The organism is Rathayibacter sp. AY2B5, assembly GCF_002931645.1.
Lineage (GTDB): Bacteria > Actinomycetota > Actinomycetes > Actinomycetales > Microbacteriaceae > Rathayibacter.
This window is the reverse complement of the sequence record NZ_PSUE01000005.1, coordinates 33826-50127: the sequence shown is the minus strand read 5'-3', so window position 1 is coordinate 50127 and position 16302 is coordinate 33826. Positions and strand designations below refer to the sequence as shown.

Here is a 16302-nt window from a genome sequence, read left to right as displayed (position 1 = left end):
CCGTCAGGCGGGGAGGAGGAAGCCGAGCACGCGGTCCCACTCCGGGATCGCGAGCAGGTGGCCGCGGCCGGGCACGACCTCGAGGCGGGAGTCGGGCAGCCGTGCGGCGTACCACTCGGCGTGGCGGCGGCCGGCGACCGCGTCCTCGGCGCCGTAGAGGAGGAGCGCGGGCGGCTCGGCGGACTCGACGGCGAAGCCCCACTCCTGCACGCCGTAGCCGATGAGGTCGGCGGCCATGCCGAGGGCGCCCTGGGCGGCGGCGCGCTCGAGCATGCGCGAGAGGCGCTCGCGGACTCCGGGGGTCTCGAGCACCGCCGTGTCGGCGTCGCCGGAGCCGAGCATCCCGAGCAGGGCGTCCGGGGCGGGGGCCGGGCCGAAGGCGCCCTCGAGCGTGCGGGTGAGCGAGCGGACGGCCTCGTCGAGCGGAAGCTCGGCCAGGCGCGCGAGCTCGGCACGGTTCTCGTCGCCGACCCACGGCACGGCTTCGTCGGGAGCGGGCGTGCCGATCACGGCGACGCGCTCCACGAGGCCGGGGTAGTTCGCGGCGAGCGCGAGGGCCACGCGGCCTCCCGCCGACCAGCCGGCGACGCTGACGGAGGCGATGCCGACGGTCGCGAGGTACTCCGCGATGTCGGCGGCGGCCTGCTCGGGGCTGGCTCCGACGCCCGCTCCGGCGGGGTCGAGGTCGGTCAGAAGGGAGGAGGCGCCGTAGCCCGGGCGGTCGAACGAGAGCAGGCGCACCCCGTGGCGCGCGGTCGCCTCCGGGTCGGGGTCGAGGTCCGAGGAGCCGGGAGCGGGATGCGCCAGGACGACGACCCGCTCGGCGCCCTCGGGGCCGGACCAGCTGACTCCGAGCGGGCGGCCGGACTTGAGGACGTGCACTGTCGAGGGCATGTCCCCCAGTCTCCCGCAGACGTCCGACGCCGACGGAGCGGCGCTCGGGAGTCGTCTTCCGTGGCGCGATCCTCCGCCTCCGCCCCTCCGCGACGACGGTCCTCCACAGACGGCTTCCACGCGACCTCTCCCCCGGCCTGGCGCGCCCCGCTCCCGGCGTCGGTGGTCGACGGTACTGTCGAAGACACGTTCGAACGAGCGGCGGTGTCGGGGGTCCCCCGTAGCGTCGCGCTCGTCCCCCTCCTCCGCCCCGAAAGGACCTCATGGCCTCCTCGAAGACGCGCACCGCCCCTTACCGCTGCTCGGAGTGCGGATGGACGACCGCGAAGTGGGTCGGCCGCTGCGGCGAGTGCCAGCAGTGGGGCTCCGTGATCGAGAGCACCGAGCGCACCGGCCTCGTCCGCGCGGTCGCCGCTGTGGCTCCGGCCGCCGGCCGCATCGCGCGGCCCATCACCGAGATCGAGACCACGTCCGCGGCGCACCGCCCCACCGGCGTGGGCGAGCTCGACCGCGTGCTCGGCGGCGGGATCGTCTCCGGCGCGGTCGTGCTGCTCTCGGGAGAGCCCGGCGTGGGCAAGTCGACCCTCCTGCTCGAGGTCGCGAGCCGCGCCGCGGCCGAGGGCCAGCGGGTCCTCTACGTCAGCGCGGAGGAGTCGGCCGCGCAGGTGCGCATGCGGGCCGAGCGCACCGGCGCGATGCACGACAGCCTCTTCCTCGCGGCCGAGACCGACCTCGCCACCGTGCTCGGCCAGATCGACGAGGTCCGGCCGGACCTGCTCATCGTCGACTCGGTGCAGACGGTCGCGAGCGACACCGTCGACGGCCTGCCCGGCGGTCCCAGCCAGGTCCGCGAGGTCGCCGCGACCCTCATCCGCGTCTGCAAGGAGCGGGCGCTCCCCCTCGTGCTCGTCGGACACGTCACGAAGGACGGCTCCATCGCGGGGCCGCGCCTGCTCGAGCACCTGGTCGACGTGGTCTGCCACTTCGAGGGCGACCGGCAGACGGCGCTGCGCTTCGTCCGCTCGCTCAAGAACCGCTTCGGCCCGACGGACGAGGTCGGCTGCTTCGAGATGACCGCCGAGGGCATCGCCGAGATCCCCGACCCGAGCGGTCTGTTCCTCAGCCGCACCCGCTTCCCCACCCCGGGCATCTGCGTCACGGTCGCGATGGAGGGACGCCGCGCGCTCCCCGTCGAGATCCAGGCGCTCGTGATCGCGAACGACGGCGAGCACCCGCGCCGCGTCACGAACGGAGTCGACGCGTCCCGGGTCGCGATGATCCTCGCGGTCCTCGAGCGGCAGGCGGGCATCCCCCTGCGGCGCTGCGACGTCTACGTGTCGACCGTCGGCGGCGTGAAGCTCATGGAGCCGGCGGCGGACCTGGCGATCGCGGTCGCCATCGCCTCCGCCCACGCCTACACGCCGCTGCGGCCCGGGATCGCCGCGTTCGGCGAGATCAGCCTCTCGGGAGACATCCGGCCCGCCTCCGGAGCGAAGCAGCGCGCCTCCGAAGCGACACGACTCGGGCACTCCTCGCACCTCGACTCCAGCGCCTTCACCCTCTCGAGCGCGATCACCCACGCGCTCGTCCCCGTTCCCGAGCGCATCCGTCCGGAGCGGGTGCCCACGCACTGACCGCCGCGTCCCCGGCACGCCGCACACGCACCCGTCCACCGCTCGGAGCCGCCGGCGCCCCCGTCCACCGCATGGTCGAGGATCGCCACCGGAGGCGAACACGGGCTCGATGGGCACTGCCCGACAGCTCCGCCCGACCACGCGCGCGTCCGCTCCGCCGACCACTCCTTCTCGAGACCGAAGAGCACGGCCCACGGCAGCAGGCGTTCCGTCACCTCGACCACCTCGACCGGTCCGACCGTGCGCCGGTCCGCCCCGCGGGGCGACTGCAGCATCGCGATCCGGTCGGCCTCGGCCAGGCGGATGTACAGCTCGAGCCCGCGCAGATGGTCGCGCAGCTCCGCGCCCGCGGCCGTCAGCGGCACCCTCGAGACCAGGATCGTCCCGACGACGGCCGCGACGATCGCGACCAGCATCAGCACGAGCGGGAGCGCTCCGCCGAAGGAGCGGGTCATCAGGAGGATCGCGCCCAGGAAGGCGGCCATGACACCCAGCAGCAGCGGGACGATCACGAGCACGCTGCCGCCGATCGTCCCGGCCTTCTTCAGTCCCGCCTCGGTCACCCGGTTGCCCAGCGCGGTCCGGAACTGTCCGACTGCCTTGCCGAACTCCTTGTCCTTGCCGGAGAGCTCACGCACCGTCCCCGGGACCCGGCCGAGGGCGATGTCGAGGAACTCGCGGTCGTCGGAGGCGAGGGGCCGCGGGCGTCCCGCGCGTCGCGTCGGCGTCGTCGCGGGGTCGAGCACCCGCACGGCGTACTCCTGCTTCCGCCCCTCCCCCGTCTCCTCGATGCGCACGAGACCGCGGACGGCGGCGTCCAGGAGTCCGGCCGCGGGGGCCTTCGACGTCTTCCGCAGCAGCGCGGCGGAGAGGAACAGCCCCTCCGCGGGCGGGTCGTACTCGGCGACGACGGTCGGGCGGCCGGGAGCGTCGCGGAGCACGGTCCGGCGGCGGTGCACGGCGAGCGCGAGGCCGATCAGGACCGCGGCGAGGCCGCCCAGCTGCACCCAGGACCAGCCGGAGGCGAGGTAGCGGTCGTCGCGCGGCGTGAAGGTCCCGGGAGCGAAGCCGATCGCCACGGTCACGTTCTCCCCCGGAGCCAGCGACTCCCCCGATGCCGTGACGACCGCGCCGTCGCGGCCGATCGGACAGGGCGTCGTCGAGCCCTCCGGCCCCCGGTAGCAGCTGACGGTCCCCGTCGCGGCGGAGGCCAGCGAACCGGCGAGCTCGACGCGCACGTCGTAGCGGTCGAAGGACTGGCGCCAGCCCGTGCCGTTGACGTCCCAGTAGAACTCGTCCTCGCCGCTGCGCGTGCCGGATCCAGGCAGGGTCGTGTTGTGCTGCGTGTAGGTGAAGACATAGGTCTGGCTGCCGCTGACGAACTCGTCCGCTGCGCTGGTGACCAGGAGGAAGCCGTCCTCGCGCTCGGTGTCGACCGGCCGCGCCGCCCCGTCGCCGTCGGTGACGGACACCAGGTCGACGTCGGTCGGGTGCCCCTCGTAGTCGAGCGGGATCGCGCGCTGCATGCCGCGGTTCTGCGACGGCGGGAACTCGGCGACGAAGGTCTCGACGGTGGTCAGCGTCGAGCGGCCCTCCTCGTCGCGGTCGAGGCGGAAGTCGGCCGAGTACTCCGAGAACCGGAAGCGGTCCACATCCGCGCGCACGACACCCGCGACGGGCTGCGGAGCCGCGACAGGGTGCGGAGCCGCCACGGCCTGCGCCGCCGCTCCGCCGACCAGCAGCGGGACCGCGAGGGCCACGGCCGCCGCGCGCCGCGCGACCACCCCCGCCCGGCCGGTCGAGGCGGACAGGATCGTGCCGAGCAGCCCCCACATGCCTGCGATGCTACGCGCCGACGCACGCCCGGCACGTCCCCCGGGCGGACTACTGGAGCAGGAACTGCGTGGGCGAGCCCGAGGGGATGCCGGCGACCGACACCGACAGGTTGTAGGCGGCGCCGCCCGCCTCGACCGCCTCGCGTCCGCCGGAGCAGGTGTCGGCGGAGGAGCGGGTGCGGTCCCACGTCAGCGCGCTGCCCATCACCGAGCGGCCCGCCTGGAGGAGCACCGGCAGATCGGCCGCGCCGGTCTGGCAGTCGGTCGAGGTCCAGATCTGCTCGGAGCCGCTCGTGATCGTGAAGACCTGCTTGCTCGTGCCCGCGTCGATCACGCAGTCGGTGCTCGAGATGTTGGCCAGCGAGAGCGAGAGCTGCGGATCCTCGCCGGGCGCGTAGCTCGTGGCGTCCGTGACCGCGGTGACGGCGACGGAGTCGGCCGAGCAGGCGGGTGCGGCGCCGGGCGTCGCACCGGGCGAGGTGGTCGGGTAGAGCGTCGGCAGCACGACGGTCGGCGTGGGGCTCGACGCGGCGTCGGAGCCGGTCATCCGCGGGAGCAGCGACAGCACCACCGCCAGGCCCGCGACGATGACGACCAGCGCGAGCAGCACTCCGGCGCGGCGTCGCCGGTAGACCCGGGAGGGCAGGCGGCGGGGCGGCGGAGTCACCGGGACAGGCTACGACGTGGCGGCGGTCAGAGCGTCTTCAGCATGCGGGTGTTGCCGAGCGTGTTCGGCTTCACCCGGGCGAGGTCGAGGAACTCGGCGACTCCCTCGTCGGGAGAGCGGAGCAGCTCGGCGTAGACCTCGGGGTCGACGACCTTCTCGCCGATCGGCTCGAAGCCGTGGCGGGCGAAGAAGTCGACCTCGAAGGTGAGGCAGAACAGGCGCTTCAGGCCGAGCTCGCGCGCGTCGTTCTCGAGGCGCTCCAGGATGTGGTGACCCACACCCCTCCCGAGCCAGTCCTGCGCGACCGCGAGGGTGCGCACCTCCGCGATGTCGTCCCACATCACATGGAGCGCACCGCAGCCGATCGCCGTCCCGTGCCCGTCCTCGGCGATGCGGAACTCCTGCACGGCGCCGTAGAGCACCACGCGGTCCTTGCCCAGGAGGATGCGCTCGTTCACGAGCGGCTCGCTGAGCTCCTGGATGAAGGGGACATCGCTCGTGCGCGCGCGGCGCACCGGGTACTTCCAATCGGCCATTTGACAAGCCTAGGCCGCACCGGGCGCGGGATCCTGCGAGCAGGCGCCCACCCCCGGACGACGACGTGCCCGCCCCCTCGCGAGAGGGGACGGGCACGGGGTCGTTCGGCAGCCTGCTACGACATCAGGTCGGGCGTCGCCGGGCCGGCCGTGGCCGCTCCGGTGGACGCGCCGGCGCTGATCGAGATCAGGCGCGGGGTCGTGGTGAAGACGAACCTGTTGTCGGCGAAGTCCACGTGGATGTGGTCTCCGGCGCCGAGCTCGCCGTGCAGGATCCGCTCGGACAGCTGGTCCTCGATCTCGCGCTGGATCGCGCGGCGCAGGGGGCGCGCACCGAGGGCCGGGTCGAACCCGACCTCGATCAGGCGCTCCTTGGCCGGCTGCGTCAGCTCCACCGTCATGTCACGGTCGAGCAGGCGGTCGCCCAGGCGCTTGATGAAGAGGTCGACGATCTGGAGCAGCTCGGGCTTCGACAGCTGCGGGAAGACGATGACGTCGTCCACGCGGTTGAGGAACTCGGGCTTGAAGTGCTTCTTGAGCTCCTCGTTGACCTTGCCGCGCATGCGGTCGTAGCCGGTGGCGTTGTCGCCCTCGATCTGGAACCCGACGGGACCACCGGCGATGTCACGAGCACCGAGGTTGGTGGTCATGATGATGACGGTGTTCTTGAAGTCGACGACACGGCCCTGGCCGTCGGTCAGTCGACCCTCCTCCAGGATCTGGAGGAGCGAGTTGAAGATGTCCGGGTGCGCCTTCTCGATCTCGTCGAAGAGGACCACACTGAACGGCTTGCGGCGCACCTTCTCGGTGAGCTGGCCGCCCTCCTCGAAGCCGACGAACCCGGGAGGGGCGCCGAACAGCCGCGAGACGGTGTGCTTCTCGCCGTACTCCGACATGTCGAGCGAGATCATCGCGTTCTCGTCGTCGAAGAGGAACTCGGCGAGCGCCTTGGCCAGCTCGGTCTTCCCGACGCCCGTGGGGCCGGCGAAGATGAACGAGCCCGAGGGGCGCTTGGGGTCCTTGAGGCCCGCGCGGGTGCGGCGGATCGTCCGCGAGAGTGCCGCGATGGCCTCCTCCTGGCCGATGACGCGCTGGTGCAGGGCCTTCTCCATGAAGACGAGCCGCGAGGACTCCTCCTCGGTGAGCTTGAAGACCGGGATGCCTGTCGCCTGGGCGAGGACCTCGGCGATCAGGCCCTCGTCGACCACGCCGGTGGCCTTGACGTCGCCCGACTTCCACTGCTTCTCGAGGCGCAGGCGCTCACCGAGCAGCTGCTTCTCCTCGTCGCGCAGCGACGCGGCCTTCTCGAAGTCCTGGTCCTCGATCGCGGCCTCCTTGGCGGAGCGGACCACGGCGATGCGGTCGTCGAAGTCGCGCAGCTCCGGCGGCGCCGAGAGGATCGAGAGGCGCAGGCGTGCGCCGGCCTCGTCGATCAGGTCGATCGCCTTGTCGGGGAGGAAGCGGTCGCTGATGTAGCGGTCGGCCAGGTTGGCCGCCGAGACGATCGCGCCGTCGGTGATGGACACCTTGTGGTGCGCCTCGTAGCGGTCGCGCAGGCCCTTGAGGATGTTGATCGTGTGGGGCAGCGACGGCTCCGCGACCTGGATCGGCTGGAAGCGGCGCTCGAGAGCGGCGTCCTTCTCGAAGTGCTTGCGGTACTCGTCGAGCGTGGTCGCGCCGATGGTCTGCAGCTCGCCGCGGGCGAGCAGCGGCTTGAGGATCGAGGCGGCGTCGATCGCGCCCTCAGCGGCCCCTGCGCCGACGAGGGTGTGGATCTCGTCGATGAAGGTGATGATGTCGCCGCGGGTGCGGATCTCCTTCGTGACCTTCTTCAGGCGCTCCTCGAAGTCACCGCGGTAGCGGGATCCGGCGATGAGCGAGCCGAGGTCGAGCGTGTAGAGCTGCTTGTCCTTCAGCGTCTCGGGCACGTCGCCGCGCACGATCGCCTGGGCGAGGCCCTCGACGACGGCGGTCTTGCCGACGCCGGGCTCGCCGATCAGGACGGGGTTGTTCTTGGAGCGGCGGGAGAGGATCTGCATGACCCGCTCGATCTCCTTCTCGCGCCCGATGACCGGGTCGAGCTTGTTGTCGCGCGCCGCCTGGGTGAGGTTGCGTCCGAACTGGTCGAGGATCTGCGATCCCCCCTGAGGCTGCTGCTGCTCACCGCCCACGGCGACCTGCTCCTTGCCCTGGTAGCCGGAGAGCAGCTGGATGACCTGCTGGCGCACGCGGTTCAGGTCGGCACCGAGCTTGACCAGCACCTGAGCGGCGACGCCCTCGCCCTCGCGGATGAGGCCGAGCAGGATGTGCTCGGTCCCGATGTAGTTGTGGCCGAGCTGCAGCGCTTCGCGCAGGGACAGCTCGAGGACCTTCTTCGCCCGAGGCGTGAAGGGGATGTGGCCGGTCGGCTGCTGCTGCCCCTGGCCGATGATGTCCTGCACCTGCTCGCGCACAGCGTCGAGCGAGATCCCGAGGGACTCGAGCGCCTTGGCGGCCACTCCCTCGCCCTCGTGGATCAGGCCGAGCAGGATGTGCTCCGTGCCGATGTAGTTGTGATTGAGCATCTTGGCCTCTTCCTGGGCCAGGACGACGACGCGCCGCGCGCGATCGGTGAATCTCTCGAACATGCTGTCACTCCCTACAGAACCCGCAGGGGTGGGCTCCGATACGTCGACTGTAACCAGCGCTCCCCCCGGTGAGCAGGCCTGTTCGCCCTGGGCGTGCACGCGATCCGGGAGGGGTGCGGGCGGCGGTCCCGTCCACCGGTCCATGCGAAGGCATACACTTCCCGCATGAGCAACCTGGAGGAGCATCCCGACGAGCTCCCCGTCGCCGCGGAGCCGGTCCCTCGCGAGCCCGGCGCGGTCGAGATCCTGGAGGCACGGCTCGTCCCGCTCGGCGGTCCGCGTGCGATCGAGGTGCGCCGCACCCTCCCCCAGCGCTCGCGCTCGACGATCGGCGCATGGTGCTTCGCCGACCACTACGGCCCGGTGCGGCTCGGCGAGGAGGCCGGGATGGACGTCCCGCCGCACCCGCACACCGGCCTGCAGACCGTGAGCTGGCTCTTCGAGGGCGAGATCGAGCACCGCGACAGCGTCGGCAGCCTCGCCGTGGTGCGCCCGGGCGAGCTCAACCTGATGACGGCCGGACGCGGCATCTCGCACTCGGAGGTCTCGACCGGGGGCGCGCCCGTCCTGCACGGGGTGCAGCTCTGGGTCGCGCTGCCCGAGGAGGCGCGGCTCGTCGATCCGTTCTTCGAGCACCACCGCGGCGTGCCCGTGGAGCTGCCCGGCGCGCTGGTGCGCGTCTTCGTCGGAGGGATGCTGGGCGCGTCGGTGCCCGCGAGCACCTTCACTCCGCTGGTCGCCGCCCAGATCGACCTCGAGCCGGGTGCCCGGGTCGAGGTGCCGGTCGAGGAGTCGTGGGAGTACGGCGTGCTCGTCGACGCCGGCCCCGTGGCGGTCGAGGGCGCGGACGTCCCGCGCTCGGACCTCGCCTACCTGGCGCCCGGCCGCTCGCACCTGGTGCTGACGGCCGGGGACGCGGGCGCCCGCGTGGTGCTGCTCGGCGGCGAGCCGTTCGCCGAGGAGCTGGTGATGTGGTGGAACTTCGTCGGCCGCAGCCACGACGACGTGGCGGCCGCCCGCGAGCGCTGGCAGTCCGACGTGATCGCCGGGGCGGATCCCGCGGGACCGTTCGGCACCGTCGACGGGTACGGCGGACGCGCGCTCTCCGCGCCCGTGCTGCCGACCGTGCGCCTCAAGCCGCGCCGCCGGGCCTGAGCCGAGGACGTCAGGCCGAGGCGCTCCGAGGCGGGGCCCACGACTCGGGAGCGCGGGAGTCGCGATGATCCTGCTCGACCACCCCGACTCCCGCGCTCTCACCGGTGCGTCAGGACGCGTCCGACTCCTTCTTCGCGGCGGCCTTCGCCGCGGCCTCGCGATCGGTGGCCTCGGCCGTCTCGCGGAAGGCTCGGCGCGGATCCTGCAGCGCGCTCATCGGCGAGAGGTCGCGCGGAGTGACGGCGTCGACGAGCCAGCCCGTGATGATCCGCCACTTGCGGTCCAGGGTCGGCATCGCCGCTCCGTGGTAGGCGCGGTGCGCGATCCAGGCGGGGAGGCCGCGCAGCTTCACGCCCTTGATCAGGCCCGCGCCCTTGCCGATGCCGTACTCGGCGACGGTCCCGACGGAGGCGTGGCGGTACTCCTCCACGGTGCCTCCGGTGAGGTCGGCGATGATGTTGCGCGCCAGGAGCTTGGCCTGCCGAACGGCGTTCTGCGCGTTCGGCGGGTAGTACGCGGGCTGCTTCTCGCTGGTGAGGTCCGGCACCTGCGCGCCGTCGCCGGCCGCCCAGGCGCCGCCCACCGGCTCGCCGTCCTCGCGGATGACCCGCAGGCGTGCATCCGCCATGACGTGGCCCTTCGGCCCGCGGGGCGCGTCGGTCGCGTCGAGGATCGGGTTCGGCTTCACGCCGGCGGTCCACACGATCGTGGCCGTCGGGATGCGCTCGCCGGAGGAGAGCTCCACGACGCCGTCCTCGCAGGAGGGCATCGTCGTCTTCAGGTGCACGTGCACGCCGCGCGAGCGGAGGTGGTCGAGCGTCCACTTCGAGAGCTCGGGACCGACCTCGGGGGCGACCCGGTCCAGTGCCTCGACGAGGTGCCAGGTGACGTCGCCCATCGAGAGCGAGGGCTGCGCGGCGAGCGTCTTGCGGCTGAGGTCGAGCAGCTCGCTCAGCGCCTCGACGCCGGTGTAGCCGCCGCCGACGAAGACGAAGGTGAGCAGGCGCCGACGCTCGGCGGGATCGGTGGTGAGCGCCGCCTTCGCGATGTTCTCGATGACGCGGTCGCGCAGGTGCGCCGCCTCCTCCACCGTCTTGAAGCCGATGCCGTGCTCGGCGAGACCCGGCGTGGGGAAGGTGCGGGTGACGGCTCCGAGTGCGAAGACGACCTGGTCGAACTCGATCGTGCGGGTGGAGCCGTCCATCGCGGCGACGGTGGCGCTGCGCTCGGCGAGGCTCACGCCGGTGATCGCGCCGCGGATCACGCGGGTGCGCTTGAGCGCGGAGACCAGCGGCACCGTGACGTGGCGCGGCTGGACGTGGCCGCCGGCGACCTCGGGCAGCAGCGGCTGGTAGGTCATGTAGGGGTTCGGCTCGACGACGGTGACGTCGATCGGCGCCTCCCCCCGTCTCTTCTCGAGGCCCCAGGCCGTGTACAGGCCGACGTAGCCGCCGCCGAGGATGAGGATGCGCGTCGTACGGGATGCCGTCATGTCCGTTCCCTTCTCGAACCCGGCGCCGGGCAGGCGGAACCGGATGGTGCTGAGGACGCTCCGACGCTACGCGGGGCGCGGCGGCCCGCACAGGGACTTGCGCGACGAATCGGTCCCACGCATCCTCCGCCGGCGGGCGGACGGGAGCCGCGCTACTGCAGCGCCGAGGTGAGCCGCGCCAGGTTGTCGAGCAGGGTCGAGCGGAGCGGCTGCTGCCGCCACTCGCGGAGGGTCAGCTCGCGGGAGTGCTCGCGGTAGTCCTGCTGCACCTGGCGCAGGTCCTCGACGAACTCCGAGCCGCGCACCATGAGCGAGACCTCGAGGTTGAGCGTGAAGGAGCGCATGTCCATGTTGCTCGAGCCGATCACGGCGACGTCGTCGTCGATCGTGAAGTGCTTCGCGTGCAGGATGGTCGGCTTGCGGTACATCCAGATGCGCACGCCCGCGGTCAGCAGCGTCTCGTAGTACGAGCGCTGGGCGTGGTAGACCACGGCCTGGTCGCCGATCTCGGAGACGAAGAGCTCCACGTGCACGCCCCGCCGGGTCGCCGTCGTGATCGCGTAGAGCATCGCCTCGTCGGGCACGAAGTACGGGCTGGTGATGATGATCGACTTCTGCGCCGAGTAGAGCAGCGTCAGGAACAGCCGCAGGTTGTTCTCGCCCTCGAACCCCGGGCCGCTCGGCACCACCTGGCAGTCGATCGTGTCGCGCTGCTGCAGCGCCTCCATCGGCTCCGACTCCCGCAGGAGCAGCTCGTCGGTCTCGCTGTACCAGTCGGTGATGAAGATGGCGTTGATGCCCTGCACCACCGGCCCCTCGAGGCGCACCATCAGGTCGTGCCAGTGCAGGCCGCGACGGATGTTGCCGCGCTTGTTGTAGCTGGAGTCGACGACGTTCTGCGAGCCCATGAAGGCCGCGTTGCCGTCGACGATCAGCAGCTTGCGGTGGTTGCGCAGGTCCGGCCGCTGGTACTGGCCGCGCCACGGCCGCACGGGGAGCATGTACGACCACGAGGCGCCCGCCCGCTCGAGGGCGCGCAGCCGGCGATGGGTGCCGCTGTAGTAGCCGGGCACGCGGATCGACGCGATGTGGTCGAGGAGGATCCGCACCCGCACCCCGCGCGCCACCGCGCGGTCGAGCGCGTCGAAGAAGGGCGCGGTGGTCGAGTCGGCGGCGAGGATGTAGAACTCGCAGTGCACGTACCGGCGGGCGCGGTCGATCTCGGCGGCCATCGCGCGGATGGTCTGCTCGTAGTCGCCCTGGAGGCGCGCGTCGTTCCCGCCGACCAGCGGCATCGCGCCGAGGTTGCGGTTGAGGGTGACCACCGACTCCAGCCACTGCGGCCACGGGTGCTCCCGGGCGACGCGGTCGATGCCGTCGGTCGACTCCAGGATGAACCGGTTGATCTCCTGCTGCTTCCGGCGGCGCTTGCGCGGCAGCCGGTAGCTCCCGATGAAGAGGAACAGCAGGATGCCGACGTACGGGATGAGGAAGATCGCCATCAGCCAGGCGAGGCCGGTGGTCGGACGGCGGTTCCGCGGCACGACGATGACGGCGATCACGCGGACCGCGAGCTCGACGACGACGGCCGCGATCGGGAGGATCACGGCCCAGTCGGGTGCGGGCACCGCGCCTCCTCGTTCGTCGTGCGGAGCCGCTCAGCGGGCGCGGGAGGCACCCGCGCGGCGGCGGTGGTCAGGAGGCGTCGCGGGGAGGCAGGCCGCGGCGCTCGCGCTCGCGGGCCTCGATGCGGTCGTACGCTCGGCGCTCGTTGCGGTCCGAGCGGATGAGGGCGCGCATCACGAACCAGAAGATGGCTCCGACCGTGATCGTCGGCACGAGGGCCCACAGCCCCTGGTTCCACAGCTCCCAGTCCATGCGGCGATCCTACCCGCGGCACCGGCGCGGGAGCCGTGAGCCCGGAGGCCCGTGCGCCCAGCGGCCTTCGCGGGCGCTGGGCGCTACTGGCTCTCGACCGACTTGTTCAGCGCCGCGGCATCGGAGTTGAGGCCTTCCAGCTCCGAGCGCAGGCCGTCGTACACGGCGATGTCCGCGTCGATGGCGGCGCGGGTGGCGTCTACGGCCTGGCTGCGGGCGAGCAGATCGGCGCGCTCCGTCTCGAACTCGGCCGTCGATCCGAAGTCGCCGCTGTCGGCGCGCGAGTTGAAGTCGTCGATCTCGACGTTGAGCGCGTCGTACTCGGCGTTGTTCGCGTCGACCCGCGCCGTGAGGTCGGCGTACATCGTCTCGATCCGGGAGACCAGGTCCTCGATGCGGTTCTCGAGATCGGTGAAGACCGCCTCGTAGCGGGCGTTCAGGCCCACGACGACCGAGCGGTCGTCGAAGAACTCGGCGTAGTGCGCCTCGAGCGCCGGCGGCAGGTCGGCCACCTCGGTCCCCAGGATCGAGTGCAGCTCGTTGACGCGCTCGCCGAGGCCGCCGGTGCGGTACAGCTCGAGGCGCTCGGCGATCGTGCCGTCCTGCGGGAGGGTCTCGTACGCGGCCTCGAGCTCGTCGCCCAGCTCGGCCTGCTCCTCCGCGTCGAGCCGCACCCACGCGGCGTGCAGCATCTCGTGGGCCGCCGTGACGTCGCGGATCCCGTCGAGGTCGGGGTTGGCGACGTCCGAGATGTAGATGCTGGTGCCGGTGTAGCAGCCGAGGACGATGTCGTCGGAGGCGCCGTAGCCGCAGAGGTCGTTGAAGCCGGCGGTCGGCTCGACCGACGGGCTCGACGCGTAGTAGAGGGCGCGGCCGCGGTCGGACATGGCGGTCCGCTCCGCGAAGCCGGCGATCGTGGGGTCGGGCGTGAACGCCTCGGCCGCCCGCCGGTCGGCCAGCGCGGTGCCGACGTCGCCGGAGGAGGTGAGGACACTCGCGGCGACCGCGGTCCCCACTCCGAACTGCGCGATCGTGAGGACGCCCGCCGCGACGGCCGCGACGATGCTCGATGCCCTGACCATGTCTCCCCCTCGGCTCCTGCGACCCTACTTGACGAGCGGGAAGAGGATCGTCTCGCGGATCCCGAGGCCGGTGATCGCCATCAGGAGGCGGTCGATGCCCATGCCCATGCCGCCGGTGGGGGGCATGCCGTGCTCGAGGGCGCGGAGGAAGTCCTCGTCCAGGCGCATCGCCTCGTCGTCGCCGGCGGCGGCCTGGCGCGCCTGCTCGACGAAGCGCTCGCGCTGCACGACCGGGTCGATCAGCTCGGAGTAGCCGGTGGCCAGCTCGAAGCCGCGGACGTAGAGGTCCCACTTCTCGACGACGCCCGGGATGCTGCGGTGCGCGCGCACGAGCGGCGAGGTGTCGACGGGGAAGTCCATCACGAAGGTCGGACGCGTCAGGCCGCCCTTCACGAAGTGCTCCCACAGCTCCTCGACGTACTTGCCGTGCGTGGGGACATGCACCTCGACGCCCTCGCGCGCGGCGAGGGTCTCGAGCTCGGCGAGCTCCGTCTCCGGGGTGATCGCGATGCCGGCCGCGAGCGACAGGCTCTCGTACATCGAGATGCGGTCCCACCGGCCGCCGAGGTCGAACTCGGTGCCGTCGGCCCAGGTGACCACGTGCGAGCCCGCGACGGCCTGCGCCGCGTTCTGGATCAGCTCCTGGGTGAGGTCGGCGATCGAGTTGTAGTCGCCGTACGCCTGATAGGCCTCGAGCATCGCGAACTCGGGCGAGTGCGTGGAGTCCGCGCCCTCGTTGCGGAAGTTGCGGTTGATCTCGAAGACCCGGTCGATGCCGCCGACGACCGCCCGCTTGAGGTAGAGCTCGGGCGCGATGCGCAGGTACAGCTCGGTGTCGAAGGCGTTCGAGTGCGTGGCGAAGGGGCGGGCGGAGGCGCCGCCGTGCATCACCTGCAGCATCGGGGTCTCGACCTCGAGGAACTCGTGCGAGGCGAAGGTGTCGCGGAGGGAGGCGTTCACGCGGGCGCGGGTGACGACCGTCTCGCGGGCCTGGGGGCGCACGATCAGGTCGAGGTAGCGCTGGCGCATCCGGGTCTCGTCGCCGAGCTCGTTGTGCAGGTTCGGCAGCGGCAGGATCGCCTTCGCGGCGATCGTCCACTCCGACACCCACACGCTCAGCTCGCCGCGCTTGCTCGAGACGACCTCGCCCTCGACGAAGAGGTGGTCGCCCAGGTCGACGAGCTCCTTCCACGCCGCGAGCGACTCCTCGCCCACGTCGCCGAGCGAGACCATGGCCTGGATCCGCTCACCGTCGCCGGCCTGCAGGGTCGCGAAGCAGAGCTTGCCCGTGTTGCGCTGGAACACCACGCGGCCCGCGAGGCCGACGCGCTCGCCGGTCTTCACGTCCGGCTCGATGCCCTCGTGGCGCGCCCGGACGGCCGCGATGGTGTCGGTGACTCCGACCGCGACGGGGTAGGCGCCGGCGCCGAGGTCGTCGCCCGCGAGCTCGAGCAGGCGCTCGCGCTTGGCGAGGCGGACGGCCTTCTGCTCGGAGGCCTCCTGCTGCGCGGCCCGCTCGGCGGCGGCCTGCTCGGCGGCGGACTGCTCGGCGGCGGGGGTCGTGGACTCGGGGACGTCGGGGGTGTCGGCCATGAGGGGTCGCGGTGCTTTCGGTTCGGGGCGGACGGCCGCGATCAGGCGAGCAGGATCGGGGCGTTGTCGAGGAGGCGGGTGGTGCCGACGATCGCGGCGACGAGCACGAGTGCCGGGCCGCGGTGGTCGGCGTCGACCGGGAGGAGCGTCGCGGGATCCACGACGACGAGGTAGTCCAGCTTAACGAGCGGCTCGGCGTGCGCGACGGCCTCGGCGGCCTCGATCGCCGCGGCGGCACCGCGGTCCGCGGCTTCCGCGGCGGCCGCGAGGAGGCGCGGCAGCACGAGGCCCGCGCGGCGCTGCTCCTCGTCGAGGTAGCGGTTGCGGCTGGAGCGGGCGAGCCCGTCCTCCTCCCGCACGATGCCGACGCCCTCGATCTCCACGGGCAGGTCGAGGTCGCGGACCATGCGGCGCACGAGGAACAGCTGCTGCGCGTCCTTCTGCCCGAAGACCGCGATGCCCGGTTGGGCGATGCTCAGGAGCTTGGCGACGACGGTGAGCATCCCGTCGAAGTGCCCCGGCCGCGCCCGCCCCTCGTAGAGGCCGCCGACCTCCCCCGCGACGACCCGCGTCGAGGACGGCCCGTCGGGGTACATCTCGGCGACTCCCGGAGCGAAGAGGAGGTCGGCCCCGGCCGCGTCGAGCAGGGCGGTGTCGCCCTCGAGGTCGCGCGGGTAGCGGTCCAGGTCCTCGGACGGGCCGAACTGCAGCGGATTCACGAACACCGACACGACGACGACGTCGGCCAGCTCGCGAGCCCGCTCGACGAGGGCGAGGTGCCCGGCGTGCAGGGCGCCCATCGTCGGCACGAGCGCGATGCGCCGACCGGCCCGCCGCGCCTCCTGCAGCCGCTCGCGGAGGTCGCCGATGCGGTGGACGGTGCTGATCACCCGACGATGCTACCGGCGG

12 protein-coding genes and 1 pseudogene are annotated in these 16302 nt (G+C 72.3%); 2 read left to right on the top strand and 11 right to left on the bottom strand.

The window, feature by feature from the left end:
* Window positions 1-3: 3 nt before the first annotated feature.
* Window positions 4-894: an alpha/beta fold hydrolase gene (locus tag C5C30_RS05080; protein WP_104333293.1), complete on the bottom strand. Its 891-nt coding sequence runs from the start codon at window positions 892-894 to the stop codon at window positions 4-6.
* A 263-nt stretch (window positions 895-1157) separates the two neighbouring features.
* Here C5C30_RS05080 and radA point away from each other — a divergent pair, with 263 nt between their 5' ends.
* A complete protein-coding gene (radA, locus tag C5C30_RS05075; protein WP_104224086.1) occupies window positions 1158-2528 on the top strand; it encodes a DNA repair protein RadA in 1371 nt (456 codons plus the stop codon).
* Between the two features lie 167 nt (window positions 2529-2695).
* Here radA and C5C30_RS17995 read toward each other — a convergent pair.
* From C5C30_RS17995 to C5C30_RS05055, 4 genes and pseudogenes are all read right to left on the bottom strand, one after another.
* Window positions 2696-4363 (bottom strand): annotated as a pseudogene (locus C5C30_RS17995) (DUF2207 domain-containing protein); the annotation flags it as partial.
* 49 nt (window positions 4364-4412) lie between these two features.
* Window positions 4413-5030, bottom strand: a complete 618-nt coding sequence (locus C5C30_RS05065) for a hypothetical protein (protein WP_104224088.1) — start codon at window positions 5028-5030, stop codon at window positions 4413-4415.
* 26 nt (window positions 5031-5056) lie between these two features.
* On the bottom strand, window positions 5057-5566 hold the full coding sequence (locus C5C30_RS05060) for an amino-acid N-acetyltransferase (protein WP_104224089.1): 510 nt from the start codon (window positions 5564-5566) through the stop codon (window positions 5057-5059).
* Window positions 5567-5682: 116 nt separating this feature from the next.
* Window positions 5683-8193, bottom strand: a complete 2511-nt coding sequence (locus C5C30_RS05055) for an ATP-dependent Clp protease ATP-binding subunit (RefSeq protein ID WP_104234294.1) — start codon at window positions 8191-8193, stop codon at window positions 5683-5685.
* Between the two features lie 165 nt (window positions 8194-8358).
* On the opposite strand from C5C30_RS05055, the gene C5C30_RS05050 reads away from it, so the two are divergent.
* Window positions 8359-9348, top strand: coding sequence for a pirin family protein (locus tag C5C30_RS05050; protein WP_104333291.1), 990 nt, complete (start codon window positions 8359-8361; stop codon window positions 9346-9348).
* A 109-nt stretch (window positions 9349-9457) separates the two neighbouring features.
* Here C5C30_RS05050 and C5C30_RS05045 read toward each other — a convergent pair whose 3' ends face one another.
* From C5C30_RS05045 to panC, 6 genes are all read right to left on the bottom strand, one after another.
* Window positions 9458-10840 carry an NAD(P)/FAD-dependent oxidoreductase gene (locus tag C5C30_RS05045; protein WP_104333290.1) on the bottom strand — a complete coding sequence of 461 codons (1383 nt, stop codon included), beginning with the start codon at window positions 10838-10840 and terminating at the stop codon, window positions 9458-9460.
* A 152-nt stretch (window positions 10841-10992) separates the two neighbouring features.
* Window positions 10993-12468: a cardiolipin synthase gene (gene cls / locus C5C30_RS05040; RefSeq protein ID WP_104333289.1), complete on the bottom strand. Its 1476-nt coding sequence runs from the start codon at window positions 12466-12468 to the stop codon at window positions 10993-10995.
* Window positions 12469-12535: 67 nt separating this feature from the next.
* Complete coding sequence (locus tag C5C30_RS05035) at window positions 12536-12718, bottom strand: hypothetical protein (RefSeq protein WP_104224094.1); 183 nt, start codon at window positions 12716-12718, stop codon at window positions 12536-12538.
* Window positions 12719-12801: 83 nt separating this feature from the next.
* Window positions 12802-13800, bottom strand: coding sequence for a hypothetical protein (locus C5C30_RS05030; protein ID WP_104255539.1), 999 nt, complete (start codon window positions 13798-13800; stop codon window positions 12802-12804).
* A gap of 24 nt (window positions 13801-13824) precedes the next feature.
* Window positions 13825-15393, bottom strand: a complete 1569-nt coding sequence (gene lysS, locus C5C30_RS05025; protein ID WP_104333288.1) for a lysine--tRNA ligase — start codon at window positions 15391-15393, stop codon at window positions 13825-13827.
* 41 nt (window positions 15394-15434) lie between these two features.
* Complete coding sequence (panC, locus tag C5C30_RS05020) at window positions 15435-16283, bottom strand: pantoate--beta-alanine ligase (protein WP_104333287.1); 849 nt, start codon at window positions 16281-16283, stop codon at window positions 15435-15437.
* Window positions 16284-16302 lie beyond the last annotated feature (19 nt).

Bases quoted from the DNA above. Each gene is read 5' to 3' on its own strand.
- C5C30_RS05055 (WP_104234294.1), bottom strand. From the start codon at position 8,193: ATGTTCGAGAGATTCACCGATCGCGCGCGGCGCGTCGTCGTCCTGGCC.
- lysS (WP_104333288.1), bottom strand. From the start codon at position 15,393: ATGGCCGACACCCCCGACGTCCCCGAGTCCACGACCCCCGCCGCCGAG.
- C5C30_RS05050 (WP_104333291.1), top strand. From the start codon at position 8,359: ATGAGCAACCTGGAGGAGCATCCCGACGAGCTCCCCGTCGCCGCGGAG.
- C5C30_RS05035 (WP_104224094.1), bottom strand. From the start codon at position 12,718: ATGGACTGGGAGCTGTGGAACCAGGGGCTGTGGGCCCTCGTGCCGACG.
- C5C30_RS05060 (WP_104224089.1), bottom strand. From the start codon at position 5,566: ATGGCCGATTGGAAGTACCCGGTGCGCCGCGCGCGCACGAGCGATGTC.
- C5C30_RS05080 (WP_104333293.1), bottom strand. From the start codon at position 894: ATGCCCTCGACAGTGCACGTCCTCAAGTCCGGCCGCCCGCTCGGAGTC.
- C5C30_RS05045 (WP_104333290.1), bottom strand. From the start codon at position 10,840: ATGACGGCATCCCGTACGACGCGCATCCTCATCCTCGGCGGCGGCTAC.
- C5C30_RS05030 (WP_104255539.1), bottom strand. From the start codon at position 13,800: ATGGTCAGGGCATCGAGCATCGTCGCGGCCGTCGCGGCGGGCGTCCTC.
- radA (WP_104224086.1), top strand. From the start codon at position 1,158: ATGGCCTCCTCGAAGACGCGCACCGCCCCTTACCGCTGCTCGGAGTGC.